At 68.3% G+C, this 23,589-nt stretch carries 23 protein-coding genes and 1 pseudogene; 12 read left to right on the top strand and 12 right to left on the bottom strand.

The features are described from left to right. The first annotated feature begins 132 nt into the window (after positions 1-132). Genes A3CU_RS0129705 through A3CU_RS47305 form a run of 3 tightly spaced genes read left to right on the top strand, consistent with a single transcriptional unit; the run spans position 133 to position 2,206 of the window. On the top strand, positions 133-732 hold the full coding sequence (locus A3CU_RS0129705; protein ID WP_027945344.1) for a ferric reductase-like transmembrane domain-containing protein: 600 nt from the start codon (positions 133-135) through the stop codon (positions 730-732). Next, positions 729-932, top strand: coding sequence for a ferredoxin (locus A3CU_RS0129710; RefSeq protein ID WP_027945345.1), 204 nt, complete (start codon positions 729-731; stop codon positions 930-932). Before A3CU_RS0129705 ends, A3CU_RS0129710 begins: the two co-directional genes overlap by 4 nt. Continuing rightward, positions 929-2,206, top strand: coding sequence for an NAD(P)/FAD-dependent oxidoreductase (locus A3CU_RS47305; protein ID WP_063628917.1), 1,278 nt, complete (start codon positions 929-931; stop codon positions 2,204-2,206). Before A3CU_RS0129710 ends, A3CU_RS47305 begins: the two co-directional genes overlap by 4 nt. Positions 2,207-2,429: 223 nt before the next feature. Here the strand turns inward: A3CU_RS47305 and htpG are convergent, their stop codons facing one another. Further along, the gene (gene htpG, locus A3CU_RS0129720; protein WP_027945346.1) at positions 2,430-4,310 is read right to left on the bottom strand and encodes a molecular chaperone HtpG; all 1,881 of its coding nucleotides are present in this window, start codon (positions 4,308-4,310) and stop codon (positions 2,430-2,432) included. 93 nt (positions 4,311-4,403) lie between these two features. After that, on the bottom strand, positions 4,404-4,727 hold the full coding sequence (locus A3CU_RS0129725; RefSeq protein ID WP_027945347.1) for a MerR family transcriptional regulator: 324 nt from the start codon (positions 4,725-4,727) through the stop codon (positions 4,404-4,406). A gap of 218 nt (positions 4,728-4,945) precedes the next feature. Between A3CU_RS0129725 and A3CU_RS0129730 the strand changes: the two genes are divergently transcribed. The 3 genes from A3CU_RS0129730 (at position 4,946) to A3CU_RS0129740 (ending at position 6,767) form a co-directional block, all read left to right on the top strand. Beyond that, entirely contained in the window at positions 4,946-5,377 is a 432-nt protein-coding gene (locus A3CU_RS0129730) for an Hsp20/alpha crystallin family protein (protein WP_027945348.1), read from the top strand. Positions 5,378-5,497: 120 nt separating this feature from the next. Next, positions 5,498-5,821, top strand: a complete 324-nt coding sequence (locus tag A3CU_RS0129735) for a DnaJ domain-containing protein (RefSeq protein ID WP_027945349.1) — start codon at positions 5,498-5,500, stop codon at positions 5,819-5,821. Between the two features lie 94 nt (positions 5,822-5,915). Next, positions 5,916-6,767 (top strand): LLM class flavin-dependent oxidoreductase, encoded by an 852-nt coding sequence (locus A3CU_RS0129740; protein WP_027945350.1) that lies wholly within the window; start codon positions 5,916-5,918, stop codon positions 6,765-6,767. A 13-nt stretch (positions 6,768-6,780) separates the two neighbouring features. On the opposite strand, the gene thrS is transcribed toward A3CU_RS0129740, so the two are convergent. Together thrS and A3CU_RS47310 are read right to left on the bottom strand one after the other, a co-directional pair. After that, the gene (gene thrS / locus A3CU_RS0129745; RefSeq protein WP_027945351.1) at positions 6,781-8,001 is read right to left on the bottom strand and encodes a threonine--tRNA ligase; all 1,221 of its coding nucleotides are present in this window, start codon (positions 7,999-8,001) and stop codon (positions 6,781-6,783) included. Positions 8,002-8,178: 177 nt separating this feature from the next. Then, positions 8,179-8,832 (bottom strand): hypothetical protein, encoded by a 654-nt coding sequence (locus tag A3CU_RS47310; protein ID WP_156960620.1) that lies wholly within the window; start codon positions 8,830-8,832, stop codon positions 8,179-8,181. Positions 8,833-9,114: 282 nt separating this feature from the next. Here A3CU_RS47310 and ligD (A3CU_RS0129755) point away from each other — a divergent pair, with 282 nt between their 5' ends. The 3 genes from ligD (A3CU_RS0129755) to A3CU_RS0129765 are packed head-to-tail and all read left to right on the top strand — an operon-like array spanning position 9,115 to position 11,995. Then, positions 9,115-10,119, top strand: a complete 1,005-nt coding sequence (gene ligD / locus A3CU_RS0129755) for a non-homologous end-joining DNA ligase (protein ID WP_027945352.1) — start codon at positions 9,115-9,117, stop codon at positions 10,117-10,119. A gap of 38 nt (positions 10,120-10,157) precedes the next feature. Next, positions 10,158-11,096 carry a non-homologous end-joining DNA ligase gene (ligD, locus tag A3CU_RS0129760; protein WP_027945353.1) on the top strand — a complete coding sequence of 313 codons (939 nt, stop codon included), beginning with the start codon at positions 10,158-10,160 and terminating at the stop codon, positions 11,094-11,096. Next, complete coding sequence (locus A3CU_RS0129765) at positions 11,093-11,995, top strand: alkaline phosphatase family protein (protein ID WP_027945354.1); 903 nt, start codon at positions 11,093-11,095, stop codon at positions 11,993-11,995. The genes ligD (A3CU_RS0129760) and A3CU_RS0129765 overlap by 4 nt, the downstream gene beginning before the upstream one ends. Before the next feature lie 29 nt (positions 11,996-12,024). On the opposite strand, the gene A3CU_RS0129770 is transcribed toward A3CU_RS0129765, so the two are convergent. Beyond that, positions 12,025-12,345 (bottom strand): ArsR/SmtB family transcription factor, encoded by a 321-nt coding sequence (locus tag A3CU_RS0129770; protein ID WP_027945355.1) that lies wholly within the window; start codon positions 12,343-12,345, stop codon positions 12,025-12,027. 1,689 nt (positions 12,346-14,034) lie between these two features. Here A3CU_RS0129770 and A3CU_RS55805 point away from each other — a divergent pair. Beyond that, positions 14,035-14,112: pseudogene (locus tag A3CU_RS55805) on the top strand (hypothetical protein); the annotation flags it as partial. Positions 14,113-14,964: 852 nt separating this feature from the next. Here the strand turns inward: A3CU_RS55805 and A3CU_RS0129785 are convergent. Next, positions 14,965-16,050, bottom strand: coding sequence for a helix-turn-helix domain-containing protein (locus A3CU_RS0129785; protein ID WP_027945356.1), 1,086 nt, complete (start codon positions 16,048-16,050; stop codon positions 14,965-14,967). 99 nt (positions 16,051-16,149) lie between these two features. Between A3CU_RS0129785 and A3CU_RS47320 the strand changes: the two genes are divergently transcribed. Then, a complete protein-coding gene (locus A3CU_RS47320) occupies positions 16,150-17,388 on the top strand; it encodes an MFS transporter (RefSeq protein ID WP_043843032.1) in 1,239 nt (412 codons plus the stop codon). A 20-nt stretch (positions 17,389-17,408) separates the two neighbouring features. Here A3CU_RS47320 and A3CU_RS47325 read toward each other — a convergent pair whose 3' ends face one another. From A3CU_RS47325 to A3CU_RS0129815, 5 genes are all read right to left on the bottom strand, one after another. After that, positions 17,409-17,654 carry a hypothetical protein gene (locus tag A3CU_RS47325; protein ID WP_052372398.1) on the bottom strand — a complete coding sequence of 82 codons (246 nt, stop codon included), beginning with the start codon at positions 17,652-17,654 and terminating at the stop codon, positions 17,409-17,411. A 97-nt stretch (positions 17,655-17,751) separates the two neighbouring features. Further along, positions 17,752-18,777 carry an NAD(P)-dependent alcohol dehydrogenase gene (locus A3CU_RS0129800; protein WP_027945357.1) on the bottom strand — a complete coding sequence of 342 codons (1,026 nt, stop codon included), beginning with the start codon at positions 18,775-18,777 and terminating at the stop codon, positions 17,752-17,754. Further along, positions 18,774-19,469 (bottom strand): iron-sulfur cluster assembly protein, encoded by a 696-nt coding sequence (locus A3CU_RS0129805; protein WP_027945358.1) that lies wholly within the window; start codon positions 19,467-19,469, stop codon positions 18,774-18,776. Before A3CU_RS0129805 ends, A3CU_RS0129800 begins: the two co-directional genes overlap by 4 nt. Then, positions 19,466-20,506 carry an amidohydrolase family protein gene (locus A3CU_RS0129810; protein WP_027945359.1) on the bottom strand — a complete coding sequence of 347 codons (1,041 nt, stop codon included), beginning with the start codon at positions 20,504-20,506 and terminating at the stop codon, positions 19,466-19,468. The genes A3CU_RS0129805 and A3CU_RS0129810 overlap by 4 nt, the downstream gene beginning before the upstream one ends. A gap of 144 nt (positions 20,507-20,650) precedes the next feature. Next, positions 20,651-21,532: a DUF72 domain-containing protein gene (locus A3CU_RS0129815; RefSeq protein WP_027945360.1), complete on the bottom strand. Its 882-nt coding sequence runs from the start codon at positions 21,530-21,532 to the stop codon at positions 20,651-20,653. A 64-nt stretch (positions 21,533-21,596) separates the two neighbouring features. On the opposite strand from A3CU_RS0129815, the gene A3CU_RS0129820 reads away from it, so the two are divergent. Next, entirely contained in the window at positions 21,597-22,355 is a 759-nt protein-coding gene (locus A3CU_RS0129820) for a Mut7-C RNAse domain-containing protein (protein ID WP_027945361.1), read from the top strand. Between the two features lie 58 nt (positions 22,356-22,413). Here the strand turns inward: A3CU_RS0129820 and A3CU_RS47330 are convergent, their stop codons facing one another. After that, positions 22,414-23,100, bottom strand: coding sequence for a phosphatase PAP2 family protein (locus tag A3CU_RS47330; RefSeq protein ID WP_245617408.1), 687 nt, complete (start codon positions 23,098-23,100; stop codon positions 22,414-22,416). Positions 23,101-23,589 lie beyond the last annotated feature (489 nt).

Below are 23,589 nucleotides of genomic sequence, written 5' to 3' on the forward strand. Positions count from 1 at the left end.
TCAGCGGCGCGCGTCACTCCCGTTTCCGGCGAAACTCGTGTAGGTTGCCCATCGGCCAACAACCGACATGAAATCGTGATCTTACCGATTTTCGGGGTAGCGGAGGGCCATTGGGAGACGCCGGGAGTGATTGTGCCGATTGTCCTGCTCGCTGCGGCGGCCGCGGAGGAGTCCCCGCACGACACCGGTGTGCACCAGGTCGCCGCCCTGTCCGCGCGCACGGCGTTCGTGTTCATGTGTCTGGGCCTGTGCTGGGGGACGTTCACCAGCACAGGCTGGTTACGCCGGCTCACCGGGCGCCAGGCCACGCGCAGTAGCCACATGGTGTTCATAACGCTGGCACTCGGCTTCGCGACGATCCACGCCCTGGCGTTCTTGTTCATGGAAGACGAGCACATCGCCATCGCTGATCTCGTCATTCCCATGCATACCGACGAGCTGACGCTGGCGGTGGGCATCGTGGCGCTGGAAGTCATGTTCGCGATCGCACTGTCCAACCTGGCCCAAAGATGGTTACGGCAGCGGCTGTGGCTTCGGCTGCACCGGTTCGGGTACGTGGCGGTCACCCTGGGCGTGGTGCATTCGGTCGCCGGGGCCATGGCCGATGGCAATCTCGCGGCGCTGTGGATGTTCGGCCTGGCCGTTGCGGTGCCTACGGTGCTGGTGGTCGCCTTGCGGTTCCTGCCCACCAGATTCCTGACCGGCGCCGGACTGCTGAAGGTGGAGCGATGAGAAGCCCCCTTGCCGTGACCGTGGACAACTACCGCTGCCACCGGTACGGCTTCTGCCAGGCGGAAGCGCCCGGCAACTTCGACCTCGCCGAGGACGGCCGGCTCGACTATGACCGCCGCCCACCGGCACCCGACCGCGATCGCGTGTTGATGGCCGCGCGATGCTGCCCGATGCAAGCCATTCATGTGGAGTCACGATGACATGGCGGAGTGAGCACATCGCGGTGGTGGGCGCCGGTCTCGCCGGCCTGCGCGCGGCCGAACGCTTGCGGGAAAAGGGTTTCGCGGGCGAGCTGACCATCATCGGCGGCGAACATCATCTGCCCTACCACCGTCCGCCGCTGTCCAAACAGTTCCTCGCCGGCGAACTGGGCGCCCGCGACCTCGCGCTGCCCAGTTACGTCGACCTCGACGCGGACTGGCGTCTGGGCACCCCCGTCCAGCGCCTGAACCCGGCCGAACGGCTGCTGTACGTGCACGGCGAGCCGCCGCTGTCCTACGACGGTCTGGTCATCGCCACGGGTGTCCGGTCACGCACGCTCCCTGGGGCGCCGCATCGCCATCCGCGGGTGCACATGTTGCGCACCATCGACGACGCGGCCGCGCTGCAACGCTCTCTGGCCACTTCGGACGGTCCGTGCGTGATCGTCGGCGGCGGGTTCACCGCGTGCGAGCTCGCCTCGACCGTGCGCGAGCTCGGCCACGAGGTGATCCTGGTGTCCCGCTCCCGTGTTCTGCTGGGAAAGGCCCTCGGACCGCCGGTCGGGCGGGCGGTCGCGGACCTGCATCGCGACCACGGGGTGCAGGTCCATCTCGGCACCGAGGTGCGGAACTGGGTTCGGAACGAGTGGGGCATCGGTGTCCACCTGAACAACGGCAAGTTCATCGTCGCCGGTTGTGTCGTGCTCGCCGTGGGCGGCGTGCCCGAGACCGACTGGCTCTACGGCTCGGGCGTCGACATCTCCGACGGAGTGCTGTGCGGGCCGACGTGTCACGTGGCCGGCATACCGGACGTGGTCGCCGCCGGTGACGTGGCGCGCTGGCCCAACCGCCGCTTCGGTCCCACGCCGCGACGGGTCGAACACTGGCTCAACGCGGTCGAAATGGGTCGTGCGGCGGCGGAAAGCCTGCTCGCCGGCCGGGCGGCAGCCAGCCCGTTCCAGCCGATGCCACGGTTCTGGTCCGAACAGTACGGGGTGCGGTTCCAGGCGGCGGGCGTGCCGACTCTCGGGCGGCGCATGGCCCGTCTCTCCGGGGACGCCCGCACCGGTCCGGGCGTCATCGGCTACCTCGCGCGGGACACGCTGGTCGGCGTGCTGGGCCGCGAAAGCCCGCGGGCGATGCTGCGCTGGACGGAACGGCTGGCCACCTCGACGGTTCCGGTGGACGCCCATGCCCAGCAGCGGGCAAAACCGCGTGCCCAGGCCCCGCGCCCCGGCCGGCGCGAGTGGACCGAGGCCCGGTTCAGCGCCTGATCTCGCATACCGACCACACTTGTGGTTGACAATTTTTCCACGCCCGCGTGGTGACGCTACGATGATTTTGCGGCCCCGCGGACCGGGACCCCGCCCGCAGGCCGTCCAACCAGCCGGAACCGAGACCGGCGCGATTCCACTGTGGACGAGCCATAACCGTTGCGGCGGTGGGGGTTCACGGCCCGCGCGCCGGGCCGCGAACCCCCACGGCTAGTCCAGCCTGCTACAGGGCCCGCTGCAGGTGACCGCTGAGCAGCCGGGTGAACCGGGCCGGGTCGTCCAGCTCGCCCCCCTCGGCGAGCAGGGCCATGCCGTAGATCAGCTCGGCCGTTTCCGCCAGCCCGGTGTCGTCCTTGCGTTCGCGGTGGGCGTCGCGCAACCCGGTCACCAGCGGATGCGTCGGGTTGAGCTCCAGAATCCGCTTGATGGCGGGCAGATCCTGGCCCATCGCCCGGTACATCTTCTCCATCATCGGGCTCAGCTCGTGAGTGTCGCCGACGATACAGGCCGGTGAGGTGGTCAGCCGGGAGGACAGCCGGACCTCCTTGACGCCCTCACCCAGCGTCTCCGTCAGCCAGGACAGCAGCTCGGCGAAGTCCTCCTGGCGCGCCTGCGTCTCCTTCTTCTCGTCCTCGGTATCGAGGTCGACCTCGCCCTTGGCGATCGACTGGAACTTCTTGCCGCCGAACCCGGCAACGGCGTCCACCCACATCTCGTCGATCGGGTCGGTGAGCACCAGCACCTCGAACCCCTTGGCCCGGAACGCTTCCAAATGTGGCGAGTTCTCGATCCTGGTGCGGGACTCCCCCGTCATGTAGTAGATGTGCTCCTGACCCTCCTTCATCCGCTCCACGTACTGCGCGAGCGTGGTGGGCTTTTCCGGATCATGGGTCGAATCGAACGAAGCGATGTCGAGAATGGCGTCGCGGTTGTCGAAGTCGTCGAGCAGACCCTCCTTGACCGCGCGCCCGAACTCGCGCCAGAACGTCGCGTAGTCGTCCGGCTTCTCGGTCATCATGGACTTGACCGTGGACAGGATCTTCTTCACCAGGCGGCGGCGCATCAGCTGGATGTGCCGGTCCTGCTGCAGGATCTCGCGCGACACGTTCAACGACAGATCCTGCGCGTCGACCACACCCTTGACGAAACGCAGGTACTCCGGCATCAGCTCTTCGCAGTCGTCCATGACGAACACGCGCTTGACGTAGAGCTGTACGCCTCGCTTCCGTTCCCGCATGAACAGGTCCAGCGGCGCGCGGGACGGAAGGAACAGCAGCGCCTGGTACTCGAATGTTCCCTCGGCCCGCAGGCGGATGGTCTCCAGCGGGGCGTTCCAGTCGTGGCTGAGGTGCCGGTAGAACTCGGTGTACTCGTCTTCGGTGACCTCACTGGCCGGGCGGGCCCACAACGCCTTGCGCGAGTTGATCGTCTCCGGCTCGCCGCCGTCCTCCGGGACCACGCGGACCGGCCAGGTGATGAAGTCCGAGTACCGCTTGATGATCTCGACCAGCTTCTCCCGCGCGGTGTAGTCGTGCAGGTGCTCCTCCGGATCGGCCGGCTTGAGGTGCAGGGTCACCGCGGTGCCCTGCGGGGCGTCGGAGACCGGCTCGATCGTGTAGGTGCTCTCCCCGCTGGACTCCCAGCGCACACCCTCGGCCGATCCCGCCCGCCGCGTCACGAGCGTGACCTTGTCGGCGACCATGAAGCTCGAGTAGAAGCCGATGCCGAACCGCCCGATGAGCTCCTGGGAACCGGCGGCGTCCTGCGCCTCCTTCAGCTTGCGCAGGAACTCCGCGGTCCCCGACTTGGCGATCGTGCCGATCAGGCCGACGACCTCGTCTCGGGCCATGCCGATCCCGTTGTCGCGCACGGTGAGGGTGCGCTTGTCCTTGTCGACCTCGATGTCGACGTGCAGATCGCTGGTGTCGGCAGCCAGTTCCTTGTCCCGGAACGCCTCCAGCCTCAGCTTGTCCAACGCGTCGGAGGCATTGGACACCAGCTCCCGCAGGAAGGTGTCCTTGTTGGAGTAGATCGAGTGGATCACCAACTGCAGCAGCTGACGTGCCTCGGACTGGAACTGAAGCGTCTCCACGTGGGCGGTCACCCGTCTTCCTTTCGGTGTTGTTCGGTTTGCACAGGTATTCGGCCCGATTGCGCCGGCGGGAAATCGTATCCGGCGCCGCGCGGCGCGGACTCCCTAGTGGTCGCCGTCGTGCTGGTCAAGTTGCCGCCGCAGGGCGACGATCTCGTTCTCGGCGGTGGCGAGGCGGTCCTGCAGGCCGACGATTCGGGCGGCCGCGGCGAGGGTGTGCACCTCGTCGAGCTGGGCCCGAAGCCGCACCACCAAGGCCATCTGCCGCCGTGAGTAGCGGCGGTGCCCGCCGTCCGAGCGCTCCGGCCGAACCACGTCGGCGGCGTCGAGGCTGCGCAGGAATGCCTCCTGGACACCGAGCATCCGAGCGGCCTGCCCGGTGGTGAACGCCGGGTAGTCCTCGTCGTCGAGCCTCCCCAGATCAGTCACAACACTCCTCGAAACGTCCAACCCCACCAGCCAACCAGACAATCTACCGTCGAGACTGGTGGCAATCTACAGTCAAGACTATAAAATTCGGTATAGCCCACGGCCTGCCGTCGGTGGCTCTTCCCGACGGGTACAGGGCCGGGACCAACGGGTACCCCATGGAGGTCCGCCGCCCAGCCGGGGTGGCGACAGCACGAAAGGAGAAAGGGGCAGTGGCGATGTTGATGCGTACCGATCCGTTCCGGGAACTCGACCGCCTGACCCAGCAGTTCTTCGGCGCCACCGGCACGCCAACCCGGCCGGCTGTGATGCCGATGGACGCCTACCGGTCCGGCGAGGAGTTCGTGGTCCACTTCGACCTGCCCGGCGTGTCGCCGGACTCGATCGACCTGGATGTTGAGCGCAACGTGCTCACCGTCAAGGCCGAACGCAGCCCCGAGTACGGCGAAGGCGCCGACGTACAGGTGGCCGAACGCCCGCGAGGGGTGTTCTCGCGGCAACTGTTCCTCGGCGAAAGCCTGGACGCCGAGCACATCAAGGCTTCCTACGACGCCGGGGTGCTCACCGTCCGGATCCCGATCGCCGAACAGGCCAAGCCCCGCCGCATCGCCATCCAGGGCGGTGGCGAAGCGAAGCAGATCAACCCGTGACCGCAGCGGAAGCAATCGACAGCCCGGCCCTGCGGCAGGAGGGCGTGGTATCCCCGGCGGCGGGGCCGAGCCCTTGCTTCCGGCCGGGCGGTTCCCAGGTCGACTCCCGAAGGTTTCCCGATGAGCGCGCGCCGGTCCTCCCCGCCGCCTGATCCCCACGCCGTCCTCGGCGTCAGCCCGGACGCCGGCCAGGCCGAGGTCACCGCGGCGTACCGGCGGGCGGTGCGCGCCTGCCACCCCGACACCGAACGGCCGGACCCCGAACGACTCGCCGCCGTGATCGCCGCATACTGGGCGCTCCGCGAACCCGAGGACGCCGAACCCGCGGCCGGGGACCGGCCGTCCACCGGCACCCCCATTCCGGTCCGGATCCACCGGCAAGGCCCGGCCCGCCGGCCGGACCTGCGCGCCGGACCAGTGCGCTACCACGGTCGGCGCCCATAGCCCCACTCGGCGCTGTGGCCAGAGTCGATGCCGGTTGTCCGGACACGCCCCCGGAGTACCTTCCGGATCACTACGCCATACCGGAGGAGGACTCATGGACATAGGCATCGGCCTGCCGGCCCTGCGGCCCGACCCGGAGCTGTCGATCACGGCCTGGGCCCGGCGCGCCGAGGAGCGCGGCTTCGCCAGCCTCGGCACCATCGACCGCCTCGTCTACGACAACTATGAGCCGTTCACCGCGCTGGCCGTCGCGGCCGGAGCGACCTCCCGCATCCGGCTGACCAGCGGCATCCTGCTGGCTCCCCTGCGCGCCGACCACGCGCTGTTCGCCAAGTCCGTCGCCACCCTGGACCGGCTCAGCGGCGGCCGGCTCACCCTGGGGCTGGCCCCCGGCGGCCGGGAGGACGACTACACCGTCGGCGGTGTCGACTTCCGGCGCCGCGGGAAGCTGCTCGACGCCCTGCTGGAGCGGGCCGTTCAGCAATGGGAGCACCCCGATGACGGCGTCGGCCCGGCACCCGCCACACGCGGTGGCCCGCCACTGCTCTTCGGTGGCAACAGCGAGGCCGCCCTGCGCCGCATGACCGTTCACGGTGTCGGCTGGGTGGGCGGCGCCTCCGGTGTGGCGGACTTCCGCGCCTTCCTCCCGACAGTCAGGCAGGCGTGGCAGAACGCGGGCAGGGCGGGGGAACCACGGCTGTTGGGCACCGCGAACTTCGCGTTGGGGCCGGACGCCGAGCAGCGCATCCGCGACCGCATTCTGCACTACTACGCCTTCGCCGGCGAGTACGCGCAGCGCAGCCTGACCGCCGGCCTCATCACGCCCGACCAGGTGGCCCGCGAGGTCGCCGCCTACGCCGAAGCAGGCTGCGACGAACTCCTCCTCATGCCCAACGGCGGCGGACTGGAGCAAGTGGACCTGCTCGCCGATGCCATAGGGCTGTAGCCGGGCGCGCCTGTCAGGAGCCGTTCCACAGGCTGGGGCTGCGGGCATCGACGAGAGCAGCGATGCGGGCCAGCGCCTCGGCCTGCGGCAGGGGTTCGAGCCGCCGCCCGTCACGCAGGCGTACCGAGACCTGCCCACCCGCGGCCTCCCGGGCGCCGATGACGAGTTGGTACGGCACCAGTCTCCCCGCACGGATACGGGCGCCCAGACTGCCGCGCTCCGGACCGGCGAGCTCCGCTCGTAGCCCCAACTCGGCGCACCGCCGTTCCACGTCAATCGCCTGCGGCAGCTCGGCATCGGAGACCGGGAGCACGAGCACCTGGGTGGGCGCGAGCCACGCCGGGAAGGCTCCACCGTGCTGCTCGATCAGCTGCGCGATCGCCCGGTCCACGCTGCCGATGACGCTGCGGTGGACCATCACCGGCCGATGCCGGCCGCCGTCGGGCCCGACGTAGCGAAGATCGAACCGCTCCGGCTGGTAGAAGTCGACCTGCACGGTGGACAGGGTCGATTCGCGGCCCGCGCTGTCGGCGACCTGGACGTCGATCTTCGGGCCGTAGAACGCCGCCTCCCCTTCGACCGCGTCATACGCCAGGCCCGCTTGGTCGAGAACCTCGTTCAGCACGGCCGAGGCTCGCCGCCACAGCTGGGGATCGTCGACGTACTTCCCGCCTTTTCCTGGCAGGGAAAGCCGGTACCGGGACGGGCTGATACCGAGGGCGGCATAGGCGCGGCCGATCAACTCCAGCGCCGCCCGCGCCTCGTCGGCGACCTGCGCCACGGTACAGAAGATGTGCGCGTCGTTGAGCTGGATCGCGCGCACCCGGCTCAACCCGCCGAGCACCCCCGAGGGTTCCGCCCGGTACATGCCGCCCAACTCCGCGATGCGCAACGGAAGTTCGCGGTAGCTGCGCTCCCGGGAACGGTAGATCACCGCGTGGTGCGGGCACAGGCTCGGCCGCAGCACGACCTGCTCGCCACCGAGATCCATGGGCGGGAACATGTCGTCGCGGTAATGCGACCAGTGCCCGGAGATCTCGTACAGCGCCCGTTTTCCCAGCACCGGCGAATAGACGTGCCGGTAGCCGGCCCTCCGCTCCGCATCCCGGATGTACTCCTCCAGGCAGTGCCGCACGACCGCTCCGTCAGGCAGCCAGTACGGCAACCCCGCACCGATCAACGGGTCACTGCCGAACAGGTTCAGCTCGCGGCCGAGCTTGCGATGGTCCCGCATCGTAGCCTCCACTATGGACAGTGGGGCGGGCGACCATGGCGAAAGCCCGGGGCACCGGCCCCGGGCTTTCGGACAAAGACGATCAGCGCGCCGGGACGGTCTCCGGCGTCGTCGTGGATCCAGCGCGCTGCATGTCAGTGACCTTAGCAGGACGGCCGGCCTCCCCGCGCCCGGTTTTCAGCGCCCGTCGATGCTCCATCGCCCGGCCGAGGTGACCTGCACGAGCGCCGGTCCGGCCAGCGGGACCGTGCCGTGATAGACGCCGATCTCGTTGACCACCAGATCAACCGGCTCGTCGGCCGCGGTGGCGACCTCGACGATGACGTTGCCGTGGCCCTCGTGGGTGATCGTGGCCTCGGTGATCTCCTCCGAGAGGTACACGACGGCATCACCGGCGCCGGACGCTTCGCTTCCCGACGGAGGCAGCGCGTCGAGGTCGGTGATGGTCAACCGCCACGGCCCGGCCGCGGTGATCAGGAAGGCCCTGGTACGAGTGTCCTCGTGGATGTTGATCCAGCGAGAACCCCGGTACGAGCCGATCGCGTTGACCAGAACCGGCTCGTTGCCGTCGGTCTCGACGGCGACGTTGCCGCCCGGCACGCGGCATTCGAAGGTGACGATCCCCGGCCGTGCCGGCCAGTCGGTGACCACCACGTCGTTGCCCGCCCCCGCATACGACTCGGCAAACCGCAGGTGCAGCGAGCTGGGACGCCAGGGATGACGTGCCGGGCGAGGCAGGGAGAAGTAAGGCTGGATTATCGATGATCTCGCCGAGATGTGCGCAGCCGCCTTCACCTGCGGCCGATGAGGTGGCTGGGCATTGACGGTCACGAGCAAGTCTCCTCGATGTCGGACTCGTTTGCGGTCCAACCACGCAGGGTGCACCGAGGCCTGGTGTCCAGGCGAGGGCCGAACGTCCCTGAAATTCGGGACCGATCTGCCCGGGTTCTGTGCTTCTTTTGCGTGGCGACGTTCGTAGAGGCGCCACGCAAAACGGGTGCCGTATAGGTCGTTATACACTTTACGTTTCGCCCGGACCTGACGAGTTAGGCTGGGCGAACACCGCATGCGTCGCTATTGGACACCGCCTGACCGGCGGTAACGGAGGTCGACATGGCAAGACGCGCAGCGCGGGACGACTCCTTGGTCCCGCCGGCGATCGCGCCGATGCTCCCCGTCACCGGTGCCGAGCCGGTCCCCGACGATCCTCGATGCTCCTATGAGTTCAAATGGGACGGGTACCGGGCGTGCATGCGCCTGGCCCCGGACGGCACGATGCTGTTGACCAGCCGCAACGGCAACGACCTCACCCCCGACTACCCCGAGCTCGGCGGTGCGCTGGACGGCGCACTACGCGGCCAGGCCGCCGTCCTCGACGGCGAAATCATCGCGCTCGACGAGCAGGGCCGCCCCGATTTCTCGCTGCTCCAGAACCGGCGAGCCCACCGGCAACCGGTCAGCTACTTCGCCTTCGACCTGCTCCTGCTGGACGACACGCCGCTGCTGCGCCAGCCCTACTCGCGGCGCCGCGAACTGCTCGAACAGCTCAGCCCGCCCGATCCGAACGTGCTGGCCATCCCGCCGTCCTACCGGCACGCCGACCTCGCGGCGGCCGGCCTGACGCCGAACGGGCTGCTGGAGGTGGCGGCACGGTCGCACCTCGAAGGCGTGATCGCGAAGCTCAGCACGTCGCACTACTCCCCCGGCCGGCGCGGCCCGGCCTGGATGAAGTACCCGCTGTTCCGCACGCAGGAGGTGGTGGTCGGCGGCTGGCGGGCCGGGCAGGGCCGCCGCTCGGGCACTCTCGGCGCCTTGCTGCTCGGTGCGCACGACCCGGCCACCGGGCGCCTGCGCTACATCGGCGACGTCGGCACCGGGTTCTCCGACCGGACACTGGACGACCTGCACCAGCGGCTCACCCCACTGGAACGCCCGGCCAGCCCGTTCGCCACCGAGGTACCGCGCGATCACGCGCGCGGCGCACACTGGGTGGAGCCGAAGCTGGTCGGCGAGGTCACCTACCGCCGGTTCACCACCGACGGGCGGCTCCGGCACACGGCGTGGCGCGGACTGCGGCCGGATCGGGAGCCAAGCGAGGCCGTGGTGCCGGAGGGCTGACCAGGGCGAGGCAGCGAAAAGCGGAGAGGAGGCCGACCGTGGCGCAGGACCGGGTCACCGTCCAGGTCGCCTATCGACAGCTGACGCTGTCCAATCTGGACAAGGTGCTCTACCCACGGGACGGGTTCACGAAGGCGGCGGTGATCAGCTACTACAGCAGGATCGCACCGGTGCTGCTGCCGCACCTGCAGGACCGGCCGGTGACATTCGTGCGCTACCCAGACGGCGTGGGGAACGGGGCGTTCTTCGAAAAGGACGTGTCCCGGCACGCCCCCGACTGGGTACGGACCGTCCGGCTGACCGGCAGCGGTTCGCGCGGGCGCGGTGAGCCCGTCGACTATCCGCTGCTCGACGACCTGCCCGCGCTGGTGTGGGCGGCCAAGCTCGCCGCACTGGAACTGCACGTCCCACAGTGGACGGTCGCGCGCGACGCCACCCGGCGGAACCCGGACCGGCTGGTGTTCGACCTCGACCCCGGTGCGCCCGCCACCGTCGTCGAGTGCTGCCGGGCCGCCGAACGCCTCCGCGAGATTCTGGTGGACGACGGCCTGACCCCGCTGGCGAAGACCAGCGGGTCCAAGGGCCTGCAGATCTACTGTGGAGTCCGCACGCGTCAGCCGGCCGACACCTCGGCCTACGCCAAGGCCCTCGCGGAGCGGCTCGCCCACCAGACACCGGATCAGGTGGTGTCGAAGATGAGGAAATCGTTGCGCCGTGGGAAGGTCTTGGTGGACTGGAGTCAGAACAACCCGGGGAAGACCACGATCGCACCCTACTCGTTGCGCGGCCGCGAACGGCCCACCGTGTCCACCCCGGTCACCTGGGACGAGGTTCACGCCTGCCACCGGCCGGACGATCTGGTGTTCACCGCCCCGGAAGTCCTGGAGCGGGTCCGCGAGCACGGTGACCTGTTCGCCGAGCTCACCGAAACCCAGGCGCCACTCCCCCACCACCGAGGCCACAGAGGGGTTCCATGAAGGCGAGGAAGCGCACCGCGGCGGTCCTGGCGATCGCGGCCATCCTCCTGTCCGTGTCATGTGGACAGCCGGACACCGAGCCTTCGCCGATCGGCACCATCCCACCCGCTTCCCTGCCCGCGCCGGCACCCGGTCCCGGAATCGTCCCGCGGCCGGATCACGTGGTCGTCGTGGTGCTGGAGAACCATGGCCCGGAACAGGTACTGGGCAGCGGGTCGGCGCCCTATCTGGACCAGCTGGCCGCGACCGGCGCCCTGTTCACCAACGCCACCGCTATCACGCATCCCAGCCAGCCGAACTATCTCGCGCTGTTCTCCGGTGACACGCAGGGCGTCACCGACGACTCGTGCCCACACATCTTCACTACGCCGAACCTCGGCGAGCAGTTACTCACCTCCGCGCACGGGTTCGTCGGTTACGCCGAAGACCTACCCGGAGTCGGGTACAGCGGCTGCGGGTTCGGCGGCTACGCCCGCAAGCACAGCCCGTGGGTCGACTTCAGCACGGTACCGGCCGACGCCACCCGTCCGCTCACGGAGTTCGGGCCGAACTACTCGACGTTGCCGGCCGTTTCGTTCGTGATCCCCAACCTCTGCCACGACATGCACGATTGCGACGTCGCCACCGGTGACGCGTGGCTGCGGGACAACCTGGACGGATTCGTCCAGTGGTCGGCCACGCACAACAGCCTGCTGGTGGTCACCTTCGACGAGGCGGAGGACAGCTCCCCCACCAACCAGATCCCGCTGATCCTCGCCGGCCCGATGGTCCGGCCTGGTGTCTACTCCGAGCCGGTGAACCATTACCGTCTGCTGAGGACGATCGAGGCGATGTACGGACTACCCCCGTTGGGGCACGCCGCGGACACCCCACCGCTGCTCGACGTGTGGCACTCCTGAATCCGCAGCCCGGACGTCGAGGAACAGCCTCAAGGCGACTCGGCCGCGGCGAGGCGCAGGATCGGACCGAGCAAGCCCGGGAAGCGATCGCTCAGATCGTCGGCGCGTAGCCGGATCCGCCGATGCCGGCCGTCGACGGCCATGCTGATCAACCCGGCCTCACGCAGGATTCGCCAGTGGTTGGACAGCGTCGATATCGGTACATCCAAACCATCGGCGAGAGCGGCACAGGTCGACTCGGGATTCGCCGAAGCCCGCCGCACCAATTCCAGGCGCACCGGGTCACCGATCGCGTGCAGCACTAGCGCGAGCGTCAGCGCCTCGCGTGCGGGCTGGGGTAGCGGTCGCATGCCTCGACGATACACCCCAGTTCGATACTTCGAGATTATCGAACTATGATTTGGGCATCCGCGTCAGGAGAGGGGCAAGCGTTGACCGCACACAAAGACTCAACGAAGGCTGGATCATCTGTTGCCGTAGCCATTCGATCGGCGCGAGCAGCGTTGCTCACAGTGACCTGCCTCGGGCAGTTCATGGTGTTGCTCGACAGCACGATCGTTGGTGCAGCGCTGCCCGATATTTATCTCGACATTTTGACGGCGTGCCGTCGACGCCCCCGCATCCCGCGCTCTGCGCTTCCGTAGCGCTTGATGTAGTCGTTCAGAATGGCGGTCTGCGGGTCCCAGAGGTTCGACACCGCGCCCGGCGAACAGCGCCAAAGGAGACTCCGGAGAAGGCGCGCTGTCCTGAGCCTCCTTGAAAGCCACGGTTCCTCCCTGACGTGCCGGGACGGGTAAGACCGTTCCCGGCCTACTGGTGGATTCCCGCCAGCACTCACACCGCTCGTACACCCCGTTTGTCGGGCGCGTTGCACACGGCCGCGCGGTAGCCAGCCGGTCGTCGGCTGAATGGCCGCGATGGCGTGTGGGGCAAGGTGGCGGTCTTGGCCAATTGCCACCCAAATGGTCGATCCGCAATCGCGGCGATTGTGGAATATTAGATAGGGAAGTCAACCAGATTTTGGGGGGATCATGATTAGTAGCGTACGGAAGTCCGCCTCGATTGTCGGGGCACTGGCGGCATCGTTCGCCCTTTTCGTGCCAGCGGCCCAGGCTGATGAGATCGGGCCCATGCATTACTCCTGTGGACAGGCCCGCCCTCCGCAGTTGGACGGCTCGGCGTTCGTGAGCGCGACCACTACGACGGGCGTCTACAGGGGTTCCTCGTTTGGGTGTGGGGCTAACGGCACAATGGTGCCAGGCGACAAACTGGATTATTACTGCTATACCCTCGGAAACGACGGCAACACATGGACATACTTGTCCGTCTATGAGCGAGGTTTCGCGGGCTGGGCGCTGGATGATTTCCTGCCTAACAACGGTAGTTCGGTGCACTGCCCGATATGAGCCAAGCGCCTCAAGCAGCCAGCCTGTGTCGGTGAGCGCCGGTTTCGGTTGAGCAAGCCGGGTGTACACGTACCCGTTTCCGACAAGGCGGTGTGATCGTATTTGACCTTGTCACGGTTGCGGGCCGGGTGCATTGTGGTGATCGTGTTCGCGATTGTTGAGACCGGTGTCGTTGGGGCGAAAACGAGTTCGGCCCTCCGGCGTCGCGGCCGTGCGGATCGTATCCGTGTCGGCGCAATGTTCAGCGGGACCTGGGATTTCGAGGAGTACGAGAAGCTGCGCCTCTACGATCTTGAGGCGGCGCTGCAGCGTGCGTTGGCGGCAATGAACCGATTTGGAGGCAGCGGCTCCGGGACTGCCACAGGCTGCTGCCGGTCTCGTCGATGATGCGTTCAGCTCGCAAGAAGGGCTCCCATGCTCGAAGAGCGATCATGATCGCCTGGACGCGTTAATGACCCTCCAGAGCCCCAAGATTATCGAGATAACGGGATGCAGCAGCGGTTGTACACCAATTGAACGGTCTGCAATGGATTGTCGACGCCTACGTGCTGCTGGTCGCCATGCTGTTGCTGTCGGGCGGCGTTTTCGCCCGACCGTTTCGGCCGCAAGCGAGTGTTCCTGGCCGGCGTCGCGGTGTTCACCGTCGCGTCCGTGCTGTGTTTCGTCGCGCCCTCGATCGGTTGGCTGATCACTGGACGGGTGGTGCAGGGCATCGGAGCCGCGGCGCTGAGCCCCGCGTCGCTGGCCCTGCTCGCCGCCGCCCATCCCCTGCCATCGGAACGAGAAGGCAATCGGGCGGTGGGCCGGATTCAGCGGAATCGGCCTGGCCGCCGGACCGTTGCCGTCAATCTGCCCATCGGCGCGGTCCTTCTGCTGGCCGGGCTACGCAGCCTGGGCGAGTCCCGCAATCCGAGCGCGCCCGCAATCGCATCCCGGGGCGGCCCTGTCCGTTCTGGGGGGCTGACCTACCGCCTGATCGAGGGCGGCTCGCGCGGCTGGACCTCACCGGTGACCCTGGGCGGCTTCACCACCGCCGTGGTGATCCTCGCCGCCTTCGTCACCATCGGCCTGACTGGGGCTGCTGGCACTGGGCTTCGTGCACGCGGACACCGGCTACGGAAACGTGTGGTGGCGGCTGACGGTCGTCGGCATCGGCTTCGACCTGACCATGTCCCCACTGACCAGCGCCGCCATCCAGGCGGTCAACCCGTAGGAGGGCGGCCTCGCGTCGGGCATCAGCAGCACCCGGCAGATTGGCACGGTACTCGGCGTGGCCGTACTCGGAGCCTGTCCGCGACCGGGAATCCGGCGGCGCCTCCTTCGAGGCCAGCCTCGACAGCGCCTTCATCGCAGCCGGCACCATCACCTTGACCACCGCCGTGCTCACCGGCCTGTGGCTGGTGAAGTTCAGTGTCACGGCGTGTGAATCGCTCATTCGGCATCGCGGACGCTTCGGCGCTGAAGTCGTGTGCGTGCTGGAACTCCCATGCTGCTCGGCGGCCTGCGAGCCGGATGACGCTTGCGAAGGCGGCGGCCGCCCGCGTTCTAATAGACGGAAGCTACTCAGCGCAGTACGGCCGCCAGCAGGTCGGCCCCTAGCGCCGCCAGATCGGGCAGATTGAGGGTGTACCGGACGTAACGACCGCGCCGCCGAGCCGTGAGCAGGCCCGCGCGGCGCAGGACGGCAAGATGGCGGGACACCTCCGGGGGTGAGAGTTCCCAGAAGTGGGCCAGCTCGCCGGTGGTGTGCGGGCCGCGAGCCAGGGTGCGCAGTAGCCGCAGGCGTACCGGATGCGAGAGCGCCTCCAGCCGGAGGGTGACCGTCTCCAGAGAGACCGGCTCCGCCGGAGTCGGCTCGGCGACGGGGTACTGCACCACCGGATGCCACCCGGGCGCGTGGACCGCCACTAGGTGCGGGCGGCCGAAGACGCTGGGGATGAAGGTGACCCCGGCGCCACGGGCGGCGGTGGCCTTGTCCTGCACCTTGTCCACGATGATGCAGTCGCCGTCCGGGGCCAGGGTGACCGCGCCGGAGACCGAGGCGAGTGCCGCCCCGATGCCGTGGCGCCTGAGCAGTTCGTTCTTCAGTCGCAGATCGCTGGCGAGCTGCACCGCGACGTCCGCCCAGGCGCCGTCGAAGAAGGCTCCGGCGCATTCTTCGAGGGTCTGGCGCACCCGCGCTCGCACCCCGGCCGGGTCCGCGAGCAGCCGTTCCGCGAAGGCCTCCTGCTGCGCGCCGCGGGCCTGGGCCACGTCCAGGGCCCGCTCGCGCGCCGTCGGGTCGGAGAGCGGCGACGCCCCAGGAAAATGGACCCGGTTGCTGCCGCACGTGGTGACGAGCGCGGCGGTCACATACGTTTCGTCGTCGATCCGGTCCACGTCGTCCAACTCCTCGGCGAGGGTCGGCCGGGGCCGCGCCGGAATCAGGAAGTCGGCCTGTGAGGAACGCCAGAGGAACTCCGCCTCCCTGAGCCGCTCGGCCAGCTCCGGCCGCAGCCCGGCCCAGACGTCCGCGGCCCAGCCGGCGAACTGCGGATGGTGCCCGGGTTCGGCCAGCACGTGCAGCATCGCGGTCAGCTCGGCCAGCGGGGAGGCGGCGAACCGCACTCGCTCGAACGGCAGACCGCTGATGTCGATCCTCAGCGTCACCCCTTCATCATCGCTGGTCGAACGGCCGGCGACGGCACCGATTGACGATGTGCGTCAATCGGCGTGCCCCGCCCGGCGGCCGAACGCACCGTTGGCGCCATGGCAACCACCCACAAGATCCAGCCGCGCGCCCTCGTCCGTGCCTCCGGAGGCCCCCGCTATGCCGTCGCTCTGGCCGTAGACGCACTCGGCACCGGCCTGCTACGGCCCTTCCTACTGCTCTACGGCGTGACGGTGCTGAGGCTGTCCGCGCCGGTCACCGGCACCGCCATGACGGCCGGCATCGTCGCGGGTCTGCTGTGCATGCCCGCGGTGGGCCGATGGCTGGACCGCGGCGCACGCAGCACGGTCGTGGCGGCGTCGATGCTGGTGCGGGTGCTGGGCGTGGCGCTGCTACTGGCCACCCCAGCGGGGCACGTCTGGCTGTTCGCGACTGCGGCACTCTTCCTCGGCATCGGCAACCAGGCATGGCCAGCCGCCCACGCAGCTCTCGTGGCCACGGTCGCCCAGGGGCGGGAACGCGACGCCGCCCTCGCCGGGGCCCGCGCCCTGCGCAACGCCGCCCTGGGCGTCGGAGCACTCCTTGCCACCGTATGCCTGGCGGGCGGCACCACCGCACTGCGGGCGCTGGCAGTTGTCACTGCGCTCGCCTACCTTGCCGCAGCCGTCTTGGCGTGGTCGGTCCACGTGTACGTACATCCAGCGGAAGCCGTCCCGGCCAAGGACCGGGACGACGAGCCCGCACCCCGGATGCTCGCGCTACTTGCCGCCAATGTGGTCTACGTCTTCTGCCTCAACGTCCCCGAGATCGCGCTCCCTCTGGTCCTGGTCACGCAGCTCCACGCGTCCCCGGTGTGGCCGGCAGCCGTCTTCGTGGCCAACACGGTGCTGGTCGTCACCCTGCAGGTGCCGGTCACCGTCCTGATGTCCCGCTTCTCCCGGCGGACCGTGCTGGCCCTCTCCGGCGTGGTGCTGGCCGTGTCCTACCTCGGCTTCCTCGCGGCCACCTCACTGGGAAACGGCTGGGGTGCCCCGGCCGTCGCCGCGGTGTCCGTGGTCTGCACGATCGGAGAGATCATCTACGCTGGCAGCGCCACCGCGCTCGTCACCGCCCTCGCCCCGGCCCATGTCCTGGGACGCGCCCTCGCTCGCTTCCAGCTCTCCACGGGCTTCGGCCTCGCCATCTCCCCGGCAGTCATCACCGGTCTCGCACCGCTCGGCCCGGCCGCCCTCTGGGGCGGCCTCGCCGGCGCGACACTCCTCTCCGCCTCCGCCGTTGCCGCCGAGAAAGATCAAGGAACGCGGCGTTGCCGCGGCCGGGCGCGAGCAGGCTTGTGAACAGCTTTCGTGCCAACCCGTCACCGCCGCTTGAACAGGAAATACGCATCATCGGCACGGCCTTGTCGTTCCGCGACCGAGAAGTGATCGACCACCCACCCGGCGCCCTCGATCGCCTCGACCGCGGCCGACCACTCCTCGCTCGCGTACTCCTTTCGCGAAATATCCAGTCGGATGAGCGCGATGAACCGCTGCCGTCCGGCGTCATGTTCGGCCTTCGCCTTCGCGGCGAGTTCCTCGGGAGACGCCTTCCACGGGATTCCCATGCGACCTATCCAACTGGCTTGAACATGTCTTCGTAAAGGACTTCGCCTCGCCCTCGACAACAGCGCGTTCGTCGCGGCCGGCTGATGAAGTCCGGTGTCAGGGCGTGAGAATGGCTCGTCCCCGGACCCGTCCGGCGTCGAGATCAGCCAGCGCGTCCAGCGCGGCGTCGAGCGGATACTTCTTGGTGTGCAGGGTGACCCGGCCCGACTGCGCCAGCACCATCAGCTCCACCAGGTCGTTGTACGTGCCGACCAGGTTGCCCACCACATTGCGCTCGGTGGAAATGAGGTCGATGGTCGGAATGCTGAGGGTGCCGCCGTAGCCGATCACGAAATACGAGCCGTCCGGGCGGGTCATGGCGAACGCGTCCTGCTGGGCGCCCTGCTCGGCGACGAAGTCGAGCACGACCTCCGCGCCGTTGCCGCCGGTCAGGTCGAGCACCGCCTCGACCTGCTTGCCGTCGGCGAGGACCGTCTGATCGGCCCCCAGCTTCGCGGCCAGATCGAGCGCTTCGGCGTTGCGGTCCACCACCACGACCGTGGTCGCCGTCAGCGCCCGCAGCGACTGGATGCCGATGTGCCCCAGTCCGCCCGCGCCGTTGACCACGCACACGGTTCCCGGGTACAGCAAGGGGACGGCCTTGCGCACCGCGTGGTAGGCGGTGATACCCGCGTCCGCCAGCGCCGCCACGTCTTCTGGTCGCGTGTCCGGGGCCAGCTTGATGCAGGACCGGGCCGAGGTGAGGAGATACTCGGCCATTCCCCCGTCGCTGTCGATCCCGGGGAACCGGCTCTCGACACAGTGCATGTCGTTGCCGGCCCGGCACGCATGGCACAGCCCGCAGGTGGTCGTCGGGTGCAGGATCACCGTGTCGCCGACCTCCACGTTGGACACCGCGGAGCCCACCTCATGGACCCAGCCCGCGTTCTCGTGCCCGATCGTGTAGGGCAGCTTCACCCCGCTCTTGTCGGCCCACTGCCCCTCGATGATGTGCAGGTCGGTGCGGCACACCCCCGCCCCGCCGATCTTCACCACCACGTCGAACGGCCCCTGGACGACCGGCTCCGGCACCTCCTCGACGACGGGCTGCTGGTGATACTCGTGTAGCCGGACCGCCTTCATCCCTTACCTTCCTCTCCGTAACGCGTCTTCAGCAGCCCGCGGCAGAACGCCGCGTTGCCGTCGATGCTGACCCGGACGGCTCGCGCGAACCGCAGCCGCGGGGCCACCTTCTCCGCCGGCACCGGCACCCCGTCGTCATCCACGACGAGCGGTGAGTCCGGAGCGACCGGCAGCCCGAGTTCTGCCCGGCGGCGTAGCAGGCTTTCCCGCTCCGGGTACGGCGCCAGGTCCGCCAACCGCAGCCCCGCCAACTCGTCCACCACCAGGCCCTCGGACACCAGGCGGCGGCATGCCCGCTCGAGCGCGGCCGTGTGGGCCTTGCGTTGGAACGTGCGACGCAACTCGTCGAGCTCCCGGACGGCCTCCTCGGGGAACGAGCCGGAAAAGCCCGCCCCGGCGGCCACCCCGGCGTTGATCTCCTCGGCCGCGAAATGGTCTTCCAGCCGCACATCCACCCGCGTCACTCCCGGCACCGCACGCACCGCGTCGGCCACATCCGCGACCATGAGATACGCGAAGTTGGGGGCACAGAAGTAGGTCGGCAGGCGCAGGCGAACCCGCACCTCGGATTCGTGCACGTTGGCCTCGCGGACGAACCCGAGGTCGGTGATCGGCTCGTCGAGTTCGGGATCCCGGACCGTGCCCAGCGCCGTCCACACCGCCGAGTCGATGCTCGCCGTGCCGATACTCACGCCGGCACCACGGGCGCGGATCCGACGGCTTCCCCGCTGTCGGCCGGTTCCGCCCGTACCTCGGCCTCGGGGGGAACCTCCAGGTCGTAGAGCTTCGCCGCGTTCAGCCCGAGGATCTTCTTCTTGATCTCGGTGGTCAGCACGCCGTACTCGGCCTGCAGGTCCGCCGGGATCTGGAAGTCCACGAACGCCTCGATCAGCCACTTCGGGTGCCAGATGGCGTAGTCGCTGGCGAAGGTGAGCCGGTTCTCGTCCAGCCAGTAGAGCAGTTCGCCGATGATCTGCGCGAAATACCGCGGCCTGGTGTGGATGAACGGCATCGCCACGGCGAGCCCCCCGTAGACGTTCGGCTCCTGCGTGGCGATCCAGCAGAAGTCCTCCAGCCGGGGCAGCCCGCAGTGCTCCACGATGAACCGCAGGTCCGGGAACATCGTCGCCGCCTCGTCCACGTCGCGCACGTCGAAGGCGTCCATGTTGAGCGGGTAGATCGTCGGTCCCTTGTGGACATGGATGTTGACGATCCCCAGCTCCTGGCACTTCTCCAGGTACCGGTAGGCCCACGGATCGTTGAGCTTCCAGCCCTTGGAGATGCCCTTCCACTCCGCCGTGTACAGCTTGACGCCCCGGAGGTTCCACCGGCGTGCCAGCATCTCCAGCGTCTTCAGTCCGGCCTCGCCGTCACGCGGGTCGAACGCGCCGTTGACGATGAACTTGTCCGGGTACTTCTCCGCGACCTTCCCGTCCTGCTCCGTGGTGTTGAACCCGTTGACGAAGAAATCGGTCAGGTACGTCGGCTGGAAGATGGCCCGGTCCACATAACCCTCGTCGAACAGGTCCCGGACCAGGGTCTCCTCCGGATACTTAGCGAACTTCTCCAGCGGCCACACCCAGCCCTCGGGACTGAGGTTGCGGTGGTAGTCGTAGAAACACTCGATGAAACCCTTGCCGTACCGGTTGGCCTGGTTGGCCAGGCTGCCATCCCACGCGTGTACGTGGCTGTCGACGATGAAGTAGCTTTGCCCGTCCTTTGTGTACATTCCGCCCCCTGATCAAACCGGCTGGGTGTAGCGGATAACTCGCTCAGCGTAGTCGTATTCTTCGGCGCTCATCAAGGTCGGCGTCGGTGAACACCGCCTCGCCTAATCGTCGATCGCGGCGAGCCGCTCTGCAACCTCCCGGCGTCAGCCCTGCAGCAGGTCCATCAGCTGCTGGGCGTTGACCTGGGCATAGTCCCGGTAGCAGTTGTTGAGCAGGACCTGCACCCGCTCGGCCTGCTCGGACAGGGCCTTGACGCGCGGCGCCCACTCGCGCAGCTCTTCCAACGAATACCGGTAGCCGAACCGTTCGTGAATGTCCTTGCTCGTCCATTTCTCGGAATGGCCGTGGAAACGCACGACGGCCAGTTTCGCGGTGGCGGCCACCACCGGCGGCACCGAGGACGCGTGGCCCTGCGGCATGTCCACGCAAACCAGCGGAACGCCGTGTGTGGACAGGAAATTCAGCGTTTCGGCCCGGTTGTCCTCGATCAGCCAGGACCTGTGCCGGAACTCCACGCACGGCTGGTGCGCCGCGCCCAGCCGCTCGGCGCAGGCCAGAATGTAGTTCTTGTTGGCCCGGGAAATGGTGAACCAGGGCGGGAACTGCAGCAGGATCGCGCCCAGCTTGCCCGTCCGGCACAGCGGGCCCAGGGCATCGAGGAACCGCCGCCACAACTCGTCGGTCACGGTTTGCGGCACGTCACGCTGATAGACCGTGTCCTTACCGAGTTGTTCCCGGTCGGGCCTCAGCTCGGCGGGCAGCGACGCGAGCCGGGTGGGGTGCTGGGTGAACAGGCTGAACGCTTTGACGTTGAAGGTGAAGCCGGCCGGCGTGCGGCCGGCCCACAGCGCGGCGGTGCGTTCGTTGGGCATGCCGTAGTAGGTGGAGTCGACCTCGACCAGCGGGAAGCGGTCCGCATAGAAGCGCAGCCGCTTCTCCGGCGTGTCCACCTCCGGCGGGTACCAGCCGGAGGCGATCAGCGTCCGGTCGGTCCACGACGCGGTGCCCACCTGGATCGCGCCCATGGCTTCAGGGTAGAAAGCCGCGCGCGGGCGGGCAGGGTGAGCGCCGCTGACGCATGCTTGACGGGTGGAGTCCGCGCTGGAGATCCGTGTCGCGGCCGAGTTGAGGCTGTTCGTGACGGCCCGGCGCCGCGCCGCCCGCGGGCGCCATCCCCGGACACCGGCCGGCGGCAATTCGCTGCTCGTCCCCTACGACGGCACGTCGACGGTGGGCCACGTGGTCGAGTCGGCGGGCATCCCGCTGACCGAGGTCGGCGGCATCGTCGCCGGGGGCCGGGCCAGGGAGGCCGCCTACCGGCCTCGGGAGGGCGACGTCATCGAGGTCGCCGCGGTGTCCCGGCCCGAGGCGCTGTACTCCCCCCGGTTCACCCTCGACGTGCACCTCGGCGCGCTGGCCCGGCGACTGCGACTGGTCGGGGTGGACGCCGCCTACGCCAACGATATCGACGACGACGCGCTCATCGACCACGCGAACGCCGAGCACCGGGTCCTGCTCACGCAGGACCGGCAGCTGTTGCACCGGAGGGCGCTGTGGCGGGGTGCGTACGTACGCGGCGCGCTGCCCGAAGACCAGCTGCGTGATGTGCTCGACCGGTTCGCCCCGCCGCTGGCCCCGTGGACCCGCTGCACGGCCTGCAACGGAATGCTGACCCGGGTGCCGAAAGGCGACGTCGAGCACGACCTCGAGCCGGGCACGCGGCGCCGATATCAGGACTTCTCCCGCTGCACGGCGTGCGGACGCCTCTACTGGCGGGGCGCACACAGCGGGCGGATACACGCCATTGTGGACACTGCCATGCGGGCCGTCGCCGCACGGTCCCGTTGACAGTAGTGAACTGGCCCGGCGACCGGCACCGGTTTCCCTTGCGGCTGTGCGTAGGCGCTCAATCCCGAGCAGGCCGGCGCCCGGCCAGGTGGCCCCATACTGATGCGACAGCGATGGAAACGATCAGCAACACGGCGCTTCCGGCGAGGTCGAGCACGTAGTGGTTCCCCGTGGTGAGCACGACCGCGGTCATACCCAGCGGAAAGATCCACGACAGCAACGCCAGGCGCGGATGGGCGGCCCGCAGCGCGCACCACGCGGCATACGCGCACCACAACGACCATCCGACGTGCATGCTGGGCATCGCCGAATACACGTTCTGGCCGCTCTCGATCCCTGGTGAAGCATGACCACCCAGGAGGTCGTGCTCGGCGATGATGTCGACGACGCCCGGCAGGGCCAACCGTGGGGGCGACATGGGCAGCACCCAGAAAACGGGCAGCACCAGCACGGCCATCGCAACGAGGGTCCGGCGAACCTTGACGTAGACATCGACGTGGCGGACGAAGACCCACACCAGCACACCGATGATCACGGCGTAGTACAGGCGGTAGTAAAACACCGCCGGCTGGATGAAGGCTGAATGCCCGGTCAGCCACTGGTTCGCGCTCAGTTCGATATCCAGGTGGAGGGCTCGTTCCATCGATTGCAGGGCCAGCGCGTTCGCGGTGGCGGCTGCGGCGTCCTTCCCTGCAGCGGCATGAAGCCATGAGAAGAGCAGGATCACGAGTAGCAGACCGGCCACTTCGATGAGAGGAGCGGGGCGCCGTCCACCCATCCTCCCGGCAAGGGCGACTGAACGGATACGGGCCATCAGGGGCGACAATCGGCCGGTGGCCACCTCACGCGGACTCACGCGGGTCACACTAATTCATCCCACGCCGGAATGGATCATGTTGCAGTCGATGAATGTGTCGCGTGTTGAAGGCTGATCATGCCAGGGCGGCGTAAGTGGGTGAGCCGGATGCTGGACTAGCCCAGGGCTTTCACGGTAATTCGATGTGTGGGTGTGTCGGATAGGGAGAAAGGTGCTCTGACCTGGGAGAATCCGGTTTGCTGAGGACCGATTTTTCCGAGATCTGGAGCACCTTTCTGGTGAGTGAGTCTACGGGGTTCTATCCCATGCCTGTTGTTGACGCGGCCGGAAACGGGGTGGTTTCTCACGCGGGTGCGGTGCTGCTGGCTGATACCGCGCGGGCGCTGGGGCTGGACCGGGAGCTCTCGGCGGCGTTGG

Source organism: Amycolatopsis taiwanensis DSM 45107, from assembly GCF_000519205.1.
GTDB lineage: Bacteria > Actinomycetota > Actinomycetes > Mycobacteriales > Pseudonocardiaceae > Amycolatopsis_E > Amycolatopsis_E taiwanensis.